Below are 20022 nucleotides of genomic sequence, written 5' to 3' on the forward strand. Positions count from 1 at the left end.
CCTTCCGTAGTTGAGTGATCCTAGATTTCACGATCCGGGAAAAGTGGACGTTTACCCGGACTGATCCGGTTGATGTGCAGATACATCATATGACGTTCATATTTATCTAGAATGTCGTTAATGACTTGTTCCTTGCTATAACCGACCAGATCATTGCCCTGAGATCCTTCAAACAGGTAACTTTCCAGACGATAGTAATAACGTTTAGTCCGTTTACCCCGTGAACTAAAGTTCGGTGTGGCATAACGTACTGGCCAGATTTGATAGACAAAGTTTTCTTCTTCATCCAGCTGAATGGTGAGATCCAGATGATACAGTTCAGGTTCTTCCTCAAGCGGTTTTTCCTGAATATTCACTTGAATACCCTTATCGGTTAACTCAGTCGCAACTGCCTCAATGGCCGGCTTGCAGACGTCATCCAGCATGGCGCGAGTCTGTGAAAGGCTTGGATGCAACATCACCCGGCTCAGACGTTTCTTCCAGTTAAAGATGTCAACATTACCGACGACTGGTGCAGCATTCAGACTGGTACTGGCCTGACGGAAATCCTCAAGCCGCAAGGATTTATACAAACCGGCCATGACAAAGAAGATCACGAAACTAAAAGGTAAGCCCATAATAATGGTGGTGTTTTGCAATGCTGTCACACCGTTAGCCATTAGCATAGCTAGCGTCAACAGGCCAATCGCAATCGCCCAGAACACACTGAGCCAGCGCGGTGAATCATGCTCAATATTAGTGAATTTAGTGGTGAAGTTCCCCAATACCAATGCCCCTGAATCCGCTGAAGTCACATAGAACAGCAAACCTGTAATGGTGGCGACACCTGCGAGAAATGTGAAACCTGGATACTGTGCCAGCAGGTCATAAAAACCATGTGCCGGATTTTCTAAAACAGTTGTCGCAAGCTGAGTATTACCATCAAAAATCACGCTGTATAAAGCACTGTTACCGAAAATAGACAACCAAGTGAGGGTAAATAACAGAGGAATAACCAAAGTCCCGGTGACAAATTCACGAATAGTACGACCACGGGAAATACGTGCCAGGAACAGACCTACAAACGGCGACCAAGCAATCCACCATGCCCAGAAGAACAGGGTCCAGCTATTCATCCATTCTTTAGGCTGCTCAAAAGGAAAACTGCTTAAAGAGAGTTTCGGGAACTGGCTGAGATAATCACCAAAATTCTGAATTAGAGCCGCTAATAAAAACTCTGTATTTCCCATAAAGAGAATAAAGAGCAGCAACCCGATTGATACATAGATATTAATTTCAGACAGAACCCGAATACCTTTATTGACACCCGCAGTCACGGAAATAATAGTAATAACGACTGCAACACCAATTAATGCAGTTTGAATCCAGATATTTTCCGGCAAGCCAAACAGGACATGCAGACCGTAATTTAGCTGAACCACACCGATACCGCAGGTGGTGGCAATACCAAAAATCGTACCGAGTACTGCAGCGGTATCTACCGTATGGCCAATCGGGCCATTAATTCTTTTTCCAAAAATAGGATAAAGCGCAGAGCGAATTGTCAGTGGTAAATTATAGCGATAACTGAAATATCCCAACGCAACCCCAATCAGCGCGTACATGCTCCAGCCAGTCAGACCATAGTGAAACAGGGTCCAGACCATGGACTGACGCGCGGCTTCAAAGGTTTCAGCTTCACCGACTGGTGGACTCATATAGTGCGACAGGGGTTCAGCGACCGAGAAGAACATCAAGTCAATCCCGATCCCGGCTGAGAACAGCATGGCCGACCAGCTCAGCAGGCTGAATTCGGGTTTAGAATGTTTGGGACCAAGCTTGATTTCGCCATAACGTGAGCAGGCGATAAAGACAATAAAAACCAGATACAGCGTTGCCGCCAGCAGGTAATACCAGCTAAAGGTACTACTGACCCAGTTTAAAATATTAATAATGACTAGATTGGCTTGTTCATTAAATAAAATCGTGATGATAGAAAACAGCAGAATAAGCGTCGCCGAACAATAAAAGACTACCTTATTCAGACTATCTTGCACCTCTTCGTTTTTCTTTTGCATAAATCTCTGACCATCGTTTTTGTTGCCGGATGATCTACAGTGCAGTGTGATTTAAAAGCAAAAACTGGCCCTAAAGCTTCCTTGTTTTCGTGAATTACAAACTTTTGCAAATCCAAAACAAACTGCGCTGTACATCAAGGGTGAGCTGGCACTATAATTTTTATTAATTGAACGTTCAATTAAAAAAGCGTTTATGAATTGTTACATCATTCAGCTATTTGCTTTAGCAGAGTGATTTTTTATTGCTACATCCGTTATTCAGGTTAGTCCTATGCCAAAAGTTGGTATGCAACCGATCCGTCGTCAGCAACTGATCGATGCCACCTTAGCTGCAGTGAATGAGCTAGGTTTTGCAGAAGCTTCAATTAGTCAGATTGCTCAGAGGGCAGGTGTCTCAACCGGCATCATAAGTCATTATTTTCAAGGTAAAAATGGGTTAATTGAAGCCACAATGCGTTACTTATTGCAGCAATTAGGTAAATCTGTTGCTGAAATCAAGTCACAGGTGAATGACGCTCCTGAACAACGCTTACTGGCGATTGTGCGTGGCAATTTTACTGCTCCACAAACGGATAAAGCGGCCATGAAGGTGTGGTTGGCTTTTTGGGCCAGCAGTCTGCACCAGCCTGATTTACATCGTTTACAGCAAATAAACCATTACCGCTTACATTCCAATCTTAAATATGAATTCATGAAAAAGCTGAGTAAGGATCAAGCTGAGAAGGCAGCACAAGGTCTGGCTGCACTCATTGATGGATTCTGGCTAAGAGGTGCTTTAGTAAGTGGCGAAATTGATCCAGAACTGCCGATTGAACTGTGTAGTGAATATATCCGGCAACAACTCAAATAAACAATCTGCGAGGGAATTCCATTGACAACATTCAAACTGCAACGTCCTTATATCCATGGACAATATGTCGATGCAACGTCCAATAGCACGTTTCAAACTATTAACCCTGCAACAGGCGAAGTCCTGGCTGAAGTGCAGGTCTGTTCAAAAAATGATATCGATCGTGCGGTTGAATCTGCACAACAAGGGCAAAAAGTCTGGGCAGAAATGACCGCGATTCAACGTTCGCGCATTTTGAACAAGGCAGTCGCCATTTTACGCGAGCGCAACGATGAGCTGGCAAAATTAGAAAGTCTGGACAGCGGTAAAGCCTTTAGTGAAACATCGACTGTTGATATAACAACAGGTGCAGATGTACTCGAATATTATGCGGGGATTCTACCGGTTCTTGAAGGCCAGCAAATCCCGCTGAGAAGCAGTTCCTTCGTTTATACCCGTCGTGAACCTTTGGGTGTCGTCGCTGGAATTGGTGCATGGAATTATCCAATTCAGATCGCTTTATGGAAATCTGCACCGGCACTCGCTGCAGGCAATGCCATGATTTTCAAAGCCAGTGAAGTTACGCCTTTAACTGCGCTGAAACTGGCAGAAATTTATACTGAAGCTGGTGTACCGCATGGTGTCTTTAATGTGGTTACCGGCAGTGGTGAAATTGGTGGTTATCTGACTTCGCATCCTGATATTGCCAAAGTATCGTTCACTGGTGGTGTTTCTACCGGCAAAAAGGTCATGGCGCAAGCTGCTAATTCTAGTTTGAAAGAAGTCACTATGGAGCTGGGCGGTAAGTCCCCGCTGATTATCTGTGAAGATGCCGATCTGGATCTGGCGGCTGATATTGCCATGATGGCCAATTTCTATAGTTCCGGTCAGGTGTGTACTAACGGTACTCGCGTTTTTGTACCTTTGGCATTGAAAGCAGAATTTGAAGAAAAGATTTTGCAGCGTGTTGAACATATCCGTATGGGTGATCCTCTCGATCCTGAAACCAATTTCGGTCCGGTTTCCAGCTTTGAGCATATGGAAAAAGTACTGGGTTATATCGAGAAAGGCAAGATAGAAGGAGCACGCCTATTATGTGGCGGCGGACGTGCTGAGGATGAACAGTTTGCCCAAGGGGCTTATGTCCTGCCAACCGTATTTACCGACTGCCGCGATGACATGACCATTGTGCGTGAAGAAATCTTCGGTCCTGTCATGAGTATCCTGAGTTATGACACCGAGCAAGAAGCCATTCGTCGTGCCAATGACACCGATTATGGTCTGGCCGCAGGTGTCGTCACACCAGACTTGGCCCGTGCACACCGAATTATTCATCAGGTAGAAGCAGGTATCTGCTGGATTAATACCTGGGGTGAATCACCTGCAGAAATGCCGGTCGGTGGCTATAAGCATTCCGGTGTCGGACGTGAAAATGGTCTAGTCACTTTGCAGCACTACACCCAGACCAAATCGGTTCAGGTCGAACTCAGTCCTTTCCAGTCTGTATTTAGCGCATAAGGGGGATTTGATGAATTACGACTATATTATTATCGGTGCGGGCTCTGCGGGTAATGTTCTGGCAGCGCGTTTAACTGAAGATCCAGATACTAAGGTGCTATTACTTGAGGCAGGTGGCCCGGACTATCGTCTGGATTTTAGAACCCAGATGCCGGCTGCTTTAGCTTATCCTTTACAAGGACGCCGTTATAACTGGGCCTATCTGACCGATCCAGAACCCCACATGAACAATCGCCGTATGGAATGCGGCCGTGGTAAAGGTCTGGGCGGATCTTCACTGATTAATGGCATGTGCTATATCCGTGGTAATGCTATGGATCTGGAACAGTGGGCCAGCCTTAAAGGTCTGGAACACTGGAACTATGCGCAGTGTCTACCCTATTACAAAAAAGCTGAAACCCGCGATATTGGCGGCAATGACTATCATGGTGATTCAGGTCCGGTTTCAGTCGCAACGCCTAAGAATGGTAACAATGAGCTGTTCCATGCCATGGTCGAAGCTGGGGTTCAAGCCGGTTATCCACGTACCGATGACCTAAATGGCTATCAGCAGGAAGGCTTCGGGCCGATGGATCGTACTGTGACACCACAAGGTCGTCGTTCCAGTACGGCACGTGGTTATCTAGATATGGCCAAAGGTCGGGATAATCTCACCATTATTACCCATGCCATGACCAACCGGATTCTGTTTAACCGTAATCAGGCGATTGGCGTAGAATATTTTGAAGGTCAAAATACCTTACAGCCGATTCAGGTCTTTGCAGATCGTGAAGTTCTACTATGTGCAGGTGCAATTGCATCTCCACAAATCCTGCAACGCTCTGGTGTAGGTCCGGCTGAATTATTAAAAAGTCTGGATATTCCCGTGGTTCAGGATCTGCCGGGTGTGGGTGAAAACCTGCAAGACCATCTGGAAATGTACTTACAATATAAGTGCAAAAAACCGGTCAGCTTATATCCGGCATTGAAATGGTATAACCAGCCCATGATTGGCGCAGAATGGTTATTCCTAGGCAAAGGCATTGGTGCCAGCAACCAGTTTGAAGCGGGTGGCTTTATCCGTTCTTCGGATGAGTTTGAATGGCCAAACATCCAGTATCACTTCCTGCCAGTGGCGATTAACTATAATGGGACCAATGCTATTCATGAACACGGCTTCCAGGCTCATGTCGGTTCCATGCGTTCACCATCTCGTGGTCGGGTTCGCCTGAAATCCAAAGATCCGTTTGAACATCCAAGTATTTTGTTCAACTATATGAGTACCGAACAGGACTGGCGTGAATTCCGTGATGCCATCCGCATTACCCGTGAAATTATGCATCAGCCAGCCTTGGATCCATATCGTGGTGAAGAAATCAGTCCGGGCAAAAATCTGCAAACTGATGCAGAAATTGATGAATTTGTTCGTAATCATGCAGAAACAGCGTATCATCCGTCCTGTAGCTGTAAAATGGGTGAGGATGATATGGCAGTTGTCGATGGTTATGGGCGTGTGCATGAGATGCAAGGTCTGCGTGTCATCGATGCTTCAATTATGCCGCTTATTATTACAGGCAACCTCAATGCAACCACGATCATGATGGCTGAAAAGCTTGCAGATCATATCCGTGGCAAGCAGGCATTACCTGCTTCTACAGCGCCTTTCTACCGGGCCCCACGCGCTTAAGTCATGGCTATATTCCTGTTGCTTGTTGCATCAAGGAATATAGCGGAATTTATTTTTACCCAAAGCTGGATAAAACTGTAGTCGGTTTCAGTGTTATCCATTCTTTGCTTAATATAATTTATATTTTATGAGAATTTTCAAACAAACAGTCCTTTTCGGCTGTGCTGCTGTTTCTAGTGTTTATTGTTTTGCAGATGATGCGGAAGCAAAAAAAATTGAAACCAGTGGAAACATCAGTGTAGTTTCTAAATACATCTCTCGTGGTCTGACCAATGCACCAGAAAATGATGACGTTGCTTTACAGGCAGCGCTGAATCTGGCTTATGGTAATTTTTATGTCGGTTACTGGGGCTCAACCTTAGGTTATTCCTATCCGGAACTGGAAGGCAAAAAATCACATCGTCGCGATAAAGTCGAACATGATTTTATCGTGGGCTATAACTATAGCAGTGAAAACTACGACTGGAATTTCTGGGATGCAACCTATTATTATCCGGGTGGCAGCCATACGACTTCAAATGAATTAGGTTTGAATGTAAGTCGTGCACTGAATGACAAGACCAGTGTTACAGCAGGTGTGTCGACCTATTTATATGATGTGGCCTATGCCAATCAGGGCGATACTTTTTATACCTTGGATTTAACCCATCAGATTAATGACAAGCTTGGTGCACATGTCGGTGCAGCAGGTGGTTATTTTAATGATGAAGGTAAATATGAAGGTAATGAGCTAGGTAATACCACAAAACAGCATGCTTTCCGTTATGCAACTGCTGGATTAAGTTATGAAGTTGCGCCGAAATTGACCTTGTCTGGTGATTATATCTTCGGTGGTTACGACCGTTTCGGTGATAAGCAGCGCGATCTCGCTGTGTTTGGCATTGGCTATGACTTTTAATTTGGATCTTGATCTGATTTAAAATATGCATTTCGCAGTCCATGAAATCCAGTCGGGAACAGCAAGTATCAATAAAAACAGCCTGTTCCCGGCTTAAAGCCAGATTTCCTGAATATTTAATTAACAGATATTTTGATAAATCTGCAGGAAATTCGAGCAAACATTATCAATTTCATAAAATGATTCTATAATAGCGCCCATTCTTACTCGAGCTTATCCTGAAACTAACTGGTTGAAGGTTTAACCCGGGTTATTTTTATTTTTGAGTCAAATTCTCCTCCGTGATTCGGCTTGTATATTCAGATTTAGCATCTTATCTGTCCGTGGTGGCACATAAGAATATTTAGGTATCCACATGGAAATTAAGGTCAATTATCTCGATAATCTTCGTCAGGAAGCCAAGTTCGATGACTTCACGGTAATCGCCGATCAGCCGATCCGCTATAAAGGTGATGGTTCTGCGCCAGGTCCATTTGATTATTTTCTGGCATCTTCTGCGTTGTGTGCAGCTTATTTTGTTAAAGTTTATTGTGCAGCGCGTGACATTCCCACCGATAATATCCGTCTGTCCCAAAACAATATCGTCGATCCTGAAAACCGCTACAAACAGATTTTTAAAATTCAGGTCGAGCTACCAGCTGATATTTCTGAAAAAGACCGTCAGGGGATTTTGCGTTCGATTGACCGCTGTACCGTCAAAAAAGTAATTCAGACCGGTCCTGAATTTGTTATTGAAGAAGTAGAAAGTATTGATGCTGATGCTCAGGCATTATTAATGCCTAATCTGGCTTCAGACAGTCTGACCTGTATTCCGGGTAAAGACTTACCACTCGAAGAAACTATTGCCAATATGTCTGCGATTCTGGCAGGCCTCGGCATGAAGATTGAAATTGCGTCTTGGCGTAATATCGTACCGAATGTCTGGTCACTGCATATTCGTGATGCTCAGTCACCAATGTGCTTTACCAATGGTAAAGGTTCAACCAAAGAAAGTGCGCTGGCGTCTGCACTGGGTGAATTCATTGAACGTCTGAACTGTAACTTCTTCTATAACGACCAGTTCTGGGGTGAAGATATTGCCAATGCAGAATTTGTGCATTATCCGGATGAAAAATGGTTCCAGCCAGGTCCAAATGGTGAACTGCCAGCCGAAGTTTTAGATGAACATACCCGTGAAATTTATGATCCTGAAGATGAGTTACTAGGTACTCATCTGTATGACACCAACTCGGGCAATAAAGCACGCGGTATCTGTTCATTGCCATTTGTACGTCAGTCTGATGGTGAAACTGTATATTTCCCATCGAATCTGATTGAAAATCTATACCTCAGTAATGGTATGAGCGCGGGCAATACTTTGGCTGAAGCTCAAGTGCAATGTCTGTCTGAAATTTTCGAACGTGCTGTTAAACGCGAAATTCTGGAAGGCGAACTGGCACTGCCGGATGTACCTGAACACGTACTGGCAAAATATCCGAAAATTGTTGAAGGCATTAAAGGCTTGGAAGAACAGGGCTTTCCGGTACTGGTCAAAGATGCTTCTTTAGGTGGCCAGTTCCCGGTGATGTGCGTGACCTTGATGAACCCGCGTACGGGTGGTGTCTTTGCCTCATTTGGTGCACATCCAAACTTTGAAGTCGCTTTAGAGCGTAGTCTGACTGAACTGTTACAAGGTCGTAGTTTTGAAGGCCTGAATGATCTGCCAAAACCAACCTTCACTTCAAATGCAGTTACTGAACCGAATAACTTCGTTGAGCACTTTATTGACTCAAGTGGTGTCGTATCTTGGCGTTTCTTCAGCGCAAAATCTGACTATGATTTTGTCGAGTGGGATTTCACCAATAATGGCCAAAACTCAAATGCCGATGAAGCGCAGGAATTGTTTACCATTCTGGAAGAGATGGGCCACGAAGTTTATATGGCGGTCTATCAGCATTTAGGTGCAACCGCTTGTCGTATTCTGGTACCGGGTTATTCTGAAATTTATCTGGTGGAAGATCTAGTTTGGGATAACACTAATAAGGCGCTTTTATATCGTGAAGATATCCTGAACCTGCATCGTCTGGATGATGAGCAGCTGGAAGCTCTGGTTGAACGTCTGGAAGAAGCAGATGAAGATGATTATACCGAGATCCGTACCTTGATCGGGATTGAATTTGACGAAAATACCGAATGGGGTCAGCTGACCATTCTGGAACTAAAACTGCTGATCTATCTGGCTCTACAACAATTTGAAGAAGCTAAAGATTTGGTCGAACAGTTCCTGCAATACAATACCAACACGGTTGAACGTGGCCTGTTCTATCAATGCATGAATGTAGTGCTTGAAGTCATTCTGGATGATGAAATGGAACTGGAAGACTATGAACACAACTTCCGCCGTATGTTTGGCGATGCCCGTATGGATTCAGTCCTCGGTTCAGTAGAAGGTACAGTACGTTTCTACGGTTTAGCTGAAACCAATATGCAGCTTAAAGGTCTGGATCGTCATCTACGTTTAATTGATAGCTACAAGAAACTGCATGCAGCACGTGCCAAGTTTTTAGCACGATAAGCTGAGATCATCAGCCAAATTTGCTGATCTTTAAATCTTTAAAAAAGCCCATCTTAGAATGGGCTTTTTTATATATTGCTCTCATATCTTACGGATAATTTAAAAAAGAAAAAATAAAGGGCGATCATTGCCGCCCATTTAAATCTTAAATAACAGCTTAAATATTATTTAAAGTCAGAGAAATGTTATTAACCATATGAATCAGACGAGGACCGATTTCATTTTCCAGTTTTTCCTGATTGAGCAGGTAAGTTGGCGCGCCGCAGTTAAAGGTCAAAATACCATGTTTAGGGTGAATTAAAGGTACTGCGACAGAGTTCACATCTTTGGCCCAATCGCCGAGAGATAAGCAATAGCCATAATCCTGATAATCACGGATGGCACGTTCTAAATTACGCTTAATGGTTGGCCATTGATCTTCATTTCTTTTCTTGATCGCATCAAACAGATATTCACGTTCTTTAACTTCCATCGCAGCCAGACAGGCACGGCCCATCGCACTACTATGAATAGGCAGGGTAGAGCCAACTGGACGACGCATGGTCAAAGTAGACTCTGTGTGAACGACTTCCAAATAAATCATGCTCAGACGATCACGTGTTGCCATGGCGACAGGCGCTTGCGCATAACGTGACATTTCTTCCATAAATGGATAAGCCTGTGTACGTGCCGAAATATTGCTGAGCGCCGCATAACCCAGAGCCAATACACCAACGTCCAACAGGTATTTGGTCGTATTCGGTAACTGTTTTAGATAACCTAAAGAAACCAACGTGCTGGTGATCCGGGCAACAGTCGGTTTTGGCAGATTAGTTAGCTGTGCAATTTCTTGGTTGCCCAGTAATTGATTCGTTGCGGAAAAACATCTGAGGATTTCTAAACCACGTGCAATAGACGCGATAAATTGTGGGTTATTTTCTCGATGAATATGTGAAATCGGATCTAAACGGATCTCATCAAAATTAGGTATTTCGCCAGTTTTATTTTTTGTCATGGTCAGAGCAATTAAAGGTAAATTAATAAATATGATAGCAATTAAATTTCACGATACAAAATAAAACACTTCTATTAATGATAAAAATAAATAAAAAAGTGCTCACTTTATCTGTATTTAAGTTAATTAGCGCTATTCAGCTAAAAACCATGCAGAATCTATAGGTTTTTGAGACCTGTAATGATCTTTAAGTATCTTTAGAAAATTTAAAGTTCGCCAGATAAAATTTCAGGAAAATGGAGCCAATCAAAACTAGAATCATCAGCACGATTTAATTGAAACATTCTTATCTCGCTGCGCTTTTATAGAATCAATTATGATCTGATTCAAATCATCTAACTCTTTTCTAAATCTACTAACAATCTAAAAAATTTCGCATTGTGAAATAAAATTCTAACTATAATTTTTAATTAAAGCTAGAAAAATTTGCTTTTTTGCTTAAAAAATAAAATTTTTAATAATTTTTCTTGCTCAAAATGAATTTTTATGATTATTTATTTCGTATTACGAAACTAAAATTAAAGGGTAAAGGAATTTACCCAGATGAACTAAATAACATGGAGATCCCTATGATTCGCGATCCGGAAATGCTTGAGCAACTTCTTTCGACTATTCGTAACTTTGTCAAAAATGAACTAGTCCCTTTAGAACATGAAGTTGAAGAAAGCAACGCGATTCCTGAGCGTATTGTCGAGCAGATGAAAGAATTGGGTCTGTTTGGCCTAACTATTCCAGAGGAATACGGCGGTTTAGGTATCACCATGGAAGAGGAAATTCTGGTCGCAATGGAATTAGGCCGTACATCGGCTGCATTCCGTTCTTTGATCGGGACCAATAACGGGATCGGTTCAAGCGGGATCGTGATTGACGGTACAGAAGAGCAAAAACAGAAATACCTGCCACGTTATGCGACTGGTGAAATCATTGGTTCATTCTGTTTAACTGAGCCGGATTCAGGTTCAGATGCAGCATCTTTGAAAACTAGCGCGGTTAAAGATGGGGATTACTATATTTTAAACGGTACCAAACGTTTTATTACCAATGCACCGCGTGCAACGACATTTACGGTGATGGCGCGTACCAATCCTGATATCAAAGGTGCAAGCGGCATTTCTGCATTCCTGGTAGAAGCGAATACACCGGGCCTAAGTCTGGGCAAAATTGATAAAAAAATGGGTCAACACGGTTCATACACTTGTGACGTGATTTTTGACAACTGTAAAGTTCATAAAGATCAGTTGATCGGTGGTGTTGAAGGCATTGGCTTTAAAACTGCAATGCGTGTCCTGGATAAAGGCCGTCTGCACATTGCTGGCTATAGCGTAGGTATGGCAGAGCGTATGCTGGAAGACGCTTTAAATTATGCAGTGGAACGTAAGCAGTTCGGTCAACCAATTGCGAATTTCCAACTCATCCAAGGCATGCTGGCAGACTCTAAAGCTGAGATTTATGCAGCGAAATGTATGGTTCTTGATGCTGCTCGTCTGCGTGACGAAGGTAAGAATGTGACCACTGAATCTTCATGCGCGAAAATGTTTGCGACTGAAATGTGTGGCCGTGTAGCGGATCGCTGTCTGCAAATTCATGGTGGCGCGGGCTATATCAGTGAATATTCAATTGAACGTTTCTATCGTGATGTGCGTTTGTTCCGTCTGTATGAAGGTACTACTCAAATCCAGCAAATCATCATCGCACGTGAAATGATTAAACAAGCGACTGCTTAAGCAGCAGATTTTAGAATATTGGAAATATTAAAATGAGCACAAGAATTAGATTTGACTGGCAAGATCCATTTTTACTGGAACAGCAACTGACTGAAGAAGAGCGCATGATCCGTGACAGCGCACATGCATACTGTCAGGACAAGCTGATGCCACGCGTATTAGAACAGTTCCGTCATGAAAAAACTGATCCAACCATTTTCCGTGAAATGGGTGAACTCGGTCTGTTGGGTCCAACCATTCCTGAGCAATACGGCGGTGCCGGCTTAAATTATGTCAGCTATGGTCTGATTGCCCGTGAAGTAGAACGTGTGGATTCAGGTTATCGTTCAATGGCCAGCGTACAAAGCTCGCTAGTGATGGTGCCAATCAATGAATTTGGTTCTGAAGAACAGAAGCAGAAATATTTACCGAAATTGGCGACCGGTGAATATATCGGTTGTTTCGGTCTGACTGAACCAGATCATGGTTCTGATCCGGGCAGCATGATTACTCGTGCCAAGAAAGTTGATGGTGGTTACCGTCTGACTGGTGCGAAAATGTGGATCACCAACAGCCCAATTGCTGATGTCTTTGTGGTTTGGGCAAAAGAAGTGTCTCCTGAAGGCAATGTCGGTGATATTCGTGGCTTTATTCTAGAAAAAGGCTGGGAAGGGCTTTCTGCACCAGCGATTCACGGTAAGGTTGGCCTGCGTGCTTCGATTACCGGTGAAATCGTGATGGACAATGTTTTTGTTCCAGAAGAAAATGCGTTCCCGGAAATTCGTGGTCTAAAAGGTCCATTTACCTGTCTGAACAGTGCGCGTTATGGTATTGCCTGGGGTGCGATGGGTGCAGCTGAATTCTGCTGGCATACAGCGCATCAATACACCATGGACCGTAAACAGTTCGGTCGTCCATTGGCTGCGAATCAGCTGATCCAGAAAAAACTGGCAGACATGCAAACTGAAATTGCGTTGGGTCTGCAAGTAGCATTACGTTTTGGCCGTATGAAAGACGAAGGCATTGCATCAGTCGAAGGTACTTCACTGATCAAACGTAATAACTGTGGTAAAGCTTTAGACATTGCCCGTTTAGCGCGTGACATGATGGGCGGGAACGGGATTTCTGATGAATTTGGTGTGGCACGTCATCTGGTAAACCTGGAAGTGGTCAATACTTATGAAGGTACCCATGATGTACATGCCCTAATTCTAGGTCGTGCTCAAACAGGTATTGCTGCATTCTCCAACTAAATGCAGATCAACTTCTAGCCAGCATTGCTGGCTAGTTTGTTTTGGCTGACTTTAATTAAAGTCAGCCAATCCAGTTCTGGGATGGATTTTAAAAATCTAGTCAGATTCAGAATTAAAGATCAATTCAACATTCTATGTTTCATTTAATTAATTAGGTGAACCATAAACTTCTAAAGGGCACAGGAGTGCCAGCAAAGTGTAAAGGACATTATGAATACGCTTAATTCACAACAAAACCTTCTACCAGAAGAAAATATGCCTAAGAAAAAGGTCTGGATTCTGGCTTTTATCTTTTCATTTTTAGCGTTATTGGTAGATGGTGCAGATCTTGCACTATTAGCCTACAGTCTAACCAGCCTCAAACAAGAATTTTCTTTAAGTAGTATTCAGGCAGGTGCACTCGGTAGCTGGACACTTGCTGGTATGGCCATTGGTGGCTTTTTTGGTGGCTGGGCTTGTGACCGCTTCGGACGAGTGCGGGTGATTGTTGTTGCGATCGCTTTATTCTCTTCATTAACCTTCTGGCTGGGCTTCACTCAAAGCTATGAAGAATTTAAGTGGTTGCGATTCTTTTCAGCAATTGGCTTGGGTGCCCTCTATATTGCCTGTAATACTCTAATGGCAGAATATGTGCCAACAAAATATCGTTCTACAGTACTTGCTGCCTTAATGACAGGTTGGACACTTGGTTCAGTCGTTGCCACTGTACTTGCAGGATGGCTGCTTCCAGAGCTAGGCTGGCGTTATCTTTACTATATTGCCATTGTTCCGATTGTTCTTGCGATTGGCATGTTCTTCCTGGTACCAGAACCACAAGCTTGGTTAAAGGCACGTCAAGAAAGATTGGCAGCCAAAGCCAGCGGCATAGTGCAGGAAAAGCCGAAGAATACCTTCAAAATGATCTTTGCCGATGCTTTAAGCCGTCGCATGTTCATCCTCTGGTCGTTCAGCACCGCATTCTTACAGTTTGGTTATTACGGCGTAAGTAACTGGTTACCGGCTTATCTGGAATCAGACTTAGGTATTAAATTTAAAGAAATGACCACCTATATGATTGGGACCTTCCTGATCATGATGTGTACCAAAGTGATCGCAGGCATTATTGCGGATAAAATTGGTCGTCGTGCAGTATTTGCTTTCGGTACCATGGGCACTGCAATCTTTATTCCAATTATTGTCTTTGGCAACACACCGGACAATATCTTATGGCTGATGCTGTTTTTCGGATTCCTTTACGGTATTCCATATGGCATTAACGCGACTTATATGACTGAAAGTTTCTCTACCAAAGTCCGTGGTACAGCTACAGGTGGCGCTTATAACATTGGCCGTCTAGGCGCAGTATTGGCACCTTTAACTATCGGCTATTTTGCGCAAGGTGGATCAATTGGTACAGGTCTACTCATCATGAGTGTGGCTTATTTTATTTGTGGCCTGATCCCGGCGATTTTCATTAAAAACCGTTTATTTGACCCACAAAAAGCTGACTAATTGATTAATCAAACATTTATAAAGACAGGAAGATGCTAGGAAGCAATTAAATGAATAAAATCACACAGGATATCGAAACCATACTGAAGCAGATTCCAGATGGTGCACATATTATGACCAGTGGCTTCGGTCTGGCAGGACAGCCAATCGAACTGATTGAAGCTTTGATTGATATTGGTCCTAAAGATCTGACTATTATTAATAATAATGCAGCTTCTGGTGACCGTGGTCTAACCAACTTGTTATTGTCAGGACTGGTGAAAAAAATGATCTGTTCATTTCCTCGTGCCAATAACTCCAAGGTTTTTGAAGAACTGTATAAAGCTGGAAAGGTTGAACTAGAGTTGGTGCCACAAGGCAACTTGGCTTGCCGTATTCAGGCAGCGGGTGCAGGTCTGGGCGCTATTTTTACGCCTACAGGTTACGGCACCAAGATTGCTGAAGGCAAAGAAACCCGCCATATCAATGGCAAGGACTATGTGCTGGAATATCCAATTCATGCAGACTATGCCTTGGTTTATGGCAATCAGGCTGATCAATGGGGCAATTTAACCTACCGTAAAGCAGCGCGAAACTTTGGCCCGTTAATGGCAAAAGCAGCCAGAACAACAATTGCCCAAGTGCATGAAATTGTAGAGCTAGGCGAGCTTGATCCAGAGATTATCGTAACGCCGGGTATTTTTGTGCAGCATGTGGTGAAGGTAGGAGATATCAAATAATGACAATTCAAAAACGTACACGCGAACAGATTGTAGAAAAAGTTGCACAGGATATTCCGACCGGTTCTTATGTGAATTTAGGCATTGGCTTACCAACACGCGTTGCCGGTTATTTAAAGCCTGAACAGGATATTATCCTGCATTCCGAAAATGGCGTTCTGGGTTTTACCGCTTTAACTGATCCTGATCAAGCTGATGATGATCTGATTAATGCCGGTAAAGAACTAGTCAGCATGCTGGATGGCGGCAGTTTTATGAACTCTGCAGATTCCTTCGATATTATGCGTGGCGGCCATTTAGATTTCTGTATTATGGGCGCCTTTCAGGTTGCTGTGAACGGTGATCTCGCTAACTGGCATACCGGTGCACTGGATGCGGTTCCAGCGGTGGGTGGGGCGATGGATCTGGCGGTTGGTGCTCGTTGTGTCTATGTTTGCATGGAACATGTCACTAAAAATGGCGAACCACGAATTGTGGAAGAGCTGACTTATCCGATTACCGGTAAAAACTGCGTTGACCGCATTTATACCGATTTGTGTATTATTGAACTCAAAGATAATCAGGCTTGGGTGCTAGAAATGGTCGATGGCTTGAGTTTTGAGGAACTTCAGCAACAGACAGGTTGCAAGTTGCTCGATGGCCGTGCAGCTGCACAGTTAAAAGCATCCGTATAATAAGCTAAGTCATTTAAATATGGTTAAAAATCGCAGCTTAGGCTGCGATTTTTTTTACGCTGTATTTTTATGCGTTTAGTTACGTATTCTAAAAGTGGACATTTCTATTTTTAGATTGCAACTAAATTTTGCATAATCGCCATTATGTTAAATGAGCTAGAAATTTTTAGGCAAAGCTTATTACAAAATCAATAATTAATAAGATACATCCAATTTTCCCTAGTGTATGAGCAAAGATCCCAACTGGTGAGAGAGATAGAGATTTATCTTTGGAAAAGAAATTTCTTAACGTTACTTCAGCTGTGAGTTGTTCATAAGTCATTAGAACGCCCATTTCAATACATACTAGAAATAACCCGATATTTCCTAAATATGCACTAATTTCTGTTTTACCATCTACAATATCCGAATAAATTTGGAATAAAGAGAATGCTGCAAATCCAAAACAGAAATACTTGAAATATGATTGCATCTTCATTCGGTTTTATTCAAAAGATTAAGTGCCATCAATCTAATGTATTTGTACAAGAAGTAATAGATATACCTGGAACAAGAGAAAACATTTCTTAGCAACTACAAGGCTAAAAATTCTAAACTTTCATTAGAAGAGATCATGTAACAAATGGCATATTATTTAAGAAATTTATTAGGCTCATTTGTAGGTTTAGTAGCTTTAACTGGTGCTGTATTAACACTGTTTGCATATAGCTCTGGGCCTTATATGACCCTAGGTATTATCTGCGGAATCATTCTTATGATATTAGGATTAACGCTCATTGGTTATATCAATGCAGCTACCGCACTGCAAAGTAAGACTCAACAAACCTTATACTTACATTCCGTATTAGTGATCTTGCTCTTCGCTACAGACTTAATTTTTGGCAATTTAGACTTATTGTTTACTATTTTAAGAAACATAGGCTTCTTTGTAATACTCCAATTTGGAGTCTATCTTTATGTAAAAAAGCGACAAATGAGCTTTAAAGAATTTCTAAAATTAACATAGATAATGTGTCATGCACTTCGCACTCAACCTCATATTTTATGAGTGCGTAGTTTTTAGTTTAGATCGATTAGGATTGGGACTGGATATTGACCAGATTGCGTTCGCGGCTTAGGTCGTAGCGGTTAATACTAAAGATGAGCAGGGCAAAGACAAAGCCTAATGCAACGCAGGCTGACCAGCCATACATTTTCCATAGGTTGAGTGATAGAAACGCACCAATCCCGGCACCTGAAAAGTAACAGGTCATATAAATGGCATTAATACGGGAACGGGCCTGCACCGAGATACGGTAAACCAGATTTTGGTTTAAGACGTGCAGTGAAGAAATCCCAAAATAGGCAGGAATTAAACCAATGATATATACCCATAAATAGCTCTGCGCAAAAAATAGGGGAATCCAGGCCAGAATTAATCCTGTGGTAGCGAGTTGTGCGACCCATTTTTCTCGGTGCCGTCCAATCATTTTACCGGTCCATTGTGATGACCAGATGCCGACTATACCAACGATGCCCATCAAGCCAATCTGGAAATCATTAAAATGATAGGGTGCTTCCGCCAGCACAAAAGTCATGGTGGTAAAAATAATACTCAGCATACCAAAGCCCAAACCACCAATGATGCTGCGTCGAATCAGCATCGGTTCGGTTTTAGCAAAGGTAAATAGTGAGCGATAAATCTGCAAGATGCTCATCTGTAGCTGACTTTTCGCCTTAGGTAACTGATACCACATGGCAATGCTGAGCAAGAGAATAGAACAGCCACTCAATAAGTATACGGCGTGCCAAGACCATAAGGTAGAAATCAGTCCTGATACAGTTCGGGCAAACAGGATACCGACCAAAACACCACTCATCAGCAGACCGACCACTTCAGCACTTTTTTCTCTTTGAGATAGGTTGGCCGCAAAAGGAATTAGAATCTGGGTGGTAATCGAACAGAAAGAGGCGAGCAGAGTAAAACCATACAGCATATGCAGATTGGTACTGGCAGAAAGTCCGATTAGCGCCAGACCGGTACACAGCATCAAACTACAAATGTAGAGACGTTTTTCAAATAAATCGCCTAGAGGCACAAACAAAAATAACCCAGTGGCATAACCAATCTGAGTTAAAACGACAGTCCAGCCAGACTCGGCTACACTGATATGCAGATCTTCTGCAATAGAATAAATTAATGGCTGGTTAAAATAGTTACAACCCGCGCAAAGTGCGCAGGTCATAGCCATCATAAACATAAACTTTCTTGAAATTTGCCCTTGGGCTGACATCCTTGTCTCCTAAGGCTTTAGAAACTATAAGTCGCTGATAAGTTCACACGAGAAACATCCGCTTCTCGATTATCAAAAGTTTCACGCTTACCGTGGTGATATTCTGCGCCCAGATTAATCTTTGGAACTGGAGAATAAATCACGTTAGCCACATAGTCGGTTAAACGTTTATTGGTTTCAGGATTCGCGCGTGCATAGTCGCTGGAATCATCAAAATCAACAACGCTGGCATTAATGCTACTACGTAGTTTTGGCGTAAATTTATGCGTAAAGCCGATATTTAAGCTATTAAATTCATTGAGTAAAAGTTCATTATTGATTGGGTCGACTGAATAATCACCACCCCAGGCAGCACCATCAGTTGTTGAACCTTGAGTCAAGAAAGCTGCAATACGCTGGTCGCCGACCATATGGAAATAGTTACCCTGGATCGAGTTTTGATCATCGAGATGATAACGACCACCAAGACCTACACCCCAACCAACTTTTTCAATATCACCTGTATCTGTTTGCGCCTGCTTTTGATTGACAAAGCCTTGAGCTAATAAATGCAGCGGACCTGATTGATGAACATATTTAGTGGTTAAAGCAGGCAAGGCAGAAGAACGATCGCCACCGGCCATGTACTCCAGACCGACATTCCAGGTATTTTCCGGATCAAGTTTGAAAGCATAGCTCACCTGAGGTGTACGTAAGACTGATCCACCCAAGAACAAGCTGTAGGCGACAGCTTCAGTGCTAATCTCTGGTGTAGACATCAATGACCAGGCCTGACCAAAAGTCCAGTTATAGTATTTTAAATGCGCATGACGGATACGTAAGCCACCATCGCCTTTACCATTATTCGTCCAGGAGTCGGCTTCTAAACGTGCAGAAACATTCGGATTGCCACCTAAGTCTTTGGCCAGAAAACCAATTCGGCTGGCAGCTGCAGTAAAATCTGAACGGGTAGAGTCAGGTTCAGTAAAAGGTACTTTATTGATCTGATTAATGGTACGACCACGTTCTTTTGGAGTGCTCTTAAAATCAATAGCACCATCCAGACGGATCAAGCCATAAACATCGACATTATCAACCATCGAACTCAAAGTTTTAGAGTCTTGTGCTTTGGCTTCTTCCTGCTGGTTCTTTAACGCAAGTTGAGCTGCTTTTTGCTGTTCCAGTTCAGCTTGGATTTGCTTTAACTGTGATTCTAAAAACTGCATCCGGTCTTCAGACGCTTCTGCTGAAAATGCCTGTGCTGAAGCAATACCACATAACGTCGCTAAAACTAATTTTTTCATTTCTTAATCCCTAAAGAAATATTTCAGATGTATAAGAAGGAAAGCTCTTTTCCTTGTTGTTGCTCTAATTTTTAAATGCAGAGATGCTAACTTCGGAATAATGAGTATGA

General features: G+C 42.8%; 16 protein-coding genes. 11 read left to right on the forward strand and 5 right to left on the reverse strand.

Annotation, left to right across the window (positions count from 1 at the left end; translation table 11 throughout):
- Positions 1–20: 20 nt before the first annotated feature.
- On the reverse strand, positions 21–2057 hold the full coding sequence (locus FTU19_RS06920; protein ID WP_180130527.1) for a choline transporter: 2037 nt from the start codon (positions 2055–2057) through the stop codon (positions 21–23).
- Positions 2058–2328: 271 nt separating this feature from the next.
- Here FTU19_RS06920 and betI point away from each other — a divergent pair, with 271 nt between their 5' ends.
- The 5 genes from betI (at position 2329) to FTU19_RS06945 (ending at position 9522) form a co-directional block, all read left to right on the forward strand.
- Positions 2329–2907 carry a transcriptional regulator BetI gene (gene betI / locus FTU19_RS06925; protein ID WP_005235723.1) on the forward strand — a complete coding sequence of 193 codons (579 nt, stop codon included), beginning with the start codon at positions 2329–2331 and terminating at the stop codon, positions 2905–2907.
- A 21-nt stretch (positions 2908–2928) separates the two neighbouring features.
- Complete coding sequence (gene betB / locus FTU19_RS06930; RefSeq protein ID WP_159122946.1) at positions 2929–4404, forward strand: betaine-aldehyde dehydrogenase; 1476 nt, start codon at positions 2929–2931, stop codon at positions 4402–4404.
- A 10-nt stretch (positions 4405–4414) separates the two neighbouring features.
- The gene (betA, locus tag FTU19_RS06935) at positions 4415–6070 is read left to right on the forward strand and encodes a choline dehydrogenase (RefSeq protein ID WP_034585192.1); all 1656 of its coding nucleotides are present in this window, start codon (positions 4415–4417) and stop codon (positions 6068–6070) included.
- A gap of 127 nt (positions 6071–6197) precedes the next feature.
- Positions 6198–6968, forward strand: coding sequence for a hypothetical protein (locus tag FTU19_RS06940; protein WP_034705255.1), 771 nt, complete (start codon positions 6198–6200; stop codon positions 6966–6968).
- 355 nt (positions 6969–7323) lie between these two features.
- Positions 7324–9522 (forward strand): OsmC domain/YcaO domain-containing protein, encoded by a 2199-nt coding sequence (locus tag FTU19_RS06945; RefSeq protein WP_180130529.1) that lies wholly within the window; start codon positions 7324–7326, stop codon positions 9520–9522.
- Between the two features lie 157 nt (positions 9523–9679).
- On the opposite strand, the gene FTU19_RS06950 is transcribed toward FTU19_RS06945, so the two are convergent.
- Positions 9680–10516, reverse strand: coding sequence for an IclR family transcriptional regulator (locus FTU19_RS06950; protein ID WP_004785687.1), 837 nt, complete (start codon positions 10514–10516; stop codon positions 9680–9682).
- Between the two features lie 569 nt (positions 10517–11085).
- Between FTU19_RS06950 and FTU19_RS06955 the strand changes: the two genes are divergently transcribed.
- The 5 genes from FTU19_RS06955 (at position 11086) to FTU19_RS06975 (ending at position 16356) form a co-directional block, all read left to right on the forward strand.
- Positions 11086–12240: an acyl-CoA dehydrogenase family protein gene (locus tag FTU19_RS06955; protein ID WP_034171043.1), complete on the forward strand. Its 1155-nt coding sequence runs from the start codon at positions 11086–11088 to the stop codon at positions 12238–12240.
- 32 nt (positions 12241–12272) lie between these two features.
- Positions 12273–13472 carry an acyl-CoA dehydrogenase gene (locus FTU19_RS06960; RefSeq protein ID WP_005235711.1) on the forward strand — a complete coding sequence of 400 codons (1200 nt, stop codon included), beginning with the start codon at positions 12273–12275 and terminating at the stop codon, positions 13470–13472.
- A 210-nt stretch (positions 13473–13682) separates the two neighbouring features.
- Positions 13683–14963 (forward strand): MFS transporter, encoded by a 1281-nt coding sequence (locus FTU19_RS06965; RefSeq protein WP_180130531.1) that lies wholly within the window; start codon positions 13683–13685, stop codon positions 14961–14963.
- 50 nt (positions 14964–15013) lie between these two features.
- On the forward strand, positions 15014–15682 hold the full coding sequence (locus FTU19_RS06970; protein WP_179992559.1) for a 3-oxoacid CoA-transferase subunit A: 669 nt from the start codon (positions 15014–15016) through the stop codon (positions 15680–15682).
- A complete protein-coding gene (locus FTU19_RS06975) occupies positions 15682–16356 on the forward strand; it encodes a 3-oxoacid CoA-transferase subunit B (protein ID WP_179992558.1) in 675 nt (224 codons plus the stop codon). Before FTU19_RS06970 ends, FTU19_RS06975 begins: the two co-directional genes overlap by 1 nt.
- Positions 16357–16522: 166 nt before the next feature.
- On the opposite strand, the gene FTU19_RS06980 is transcribed toward FTU19_RS06975, so the two are convergent.
- Positions 16523–16834, reverse strand: coding sequence for a hypothetical protein (locus tag FTU19_RS06980; RefSeq protein WP_159123600.1), 312 nt, complete (start codon positions 16832–16834; stop codon positions 16523–16525).
- A 144-nt stretch (positions 16835–16978) separates the two neighbouring features.
- Between FTU19_RS06980 and FTU19_RS06985 the strand changes: the two genes are divergently transcribed.
- Positions 16979–17362: a hypothetical protein gene (locus FTU19_RS06985; protein WP_159123599.1), complete on the forward strand. Its 384-nt coding sequence runs from the start codon at positions 16979–16981 to the stop codon at positions 17360–17362.
- Between the two features lie 67 nt (positions 17363–17429).
- Here the strand turns inward: FTU19_RS06985 and FTU19_RS06990 are convergent, their stop codons facing one another.
- On the reverse strand, positions 17430–18629 hold the full coding sequence (locus tag FTU19_RS06990) for an MFS transporter (RefSeq protein WP_159123598.1): 1200 nt from the start codon (positions 18627–18629) through the stop codon (positions 17430–17432).
- Between the two features lie 17 nt (positions 18630–18646).
- Positions 18647–19912 carry a DcaP family trimeric outer membrane transporter gene (locus FTU19_RS06995; RefSeq protein WP_180130533.1) on the reverse strand — a complete coding sequence of 422 codons (1266 nt, stop codon included), beginning with the start codon at positions 19910–19912 and terminating at the stop codon, positions 18647–18649.
- Positions 19913–20022: the final 110 nt, after the last annotated feature.

Origin of the sequence: Acinetobacter sp. YH12072, from assembly GCF_013419565.1 — a bacterium.
Taxonomy (GTDB): Bacteria; Pseudomonadota; Gammaproteobacteria; order Pseudomonadales; family Moraxellaceae; genus Acinetobacter.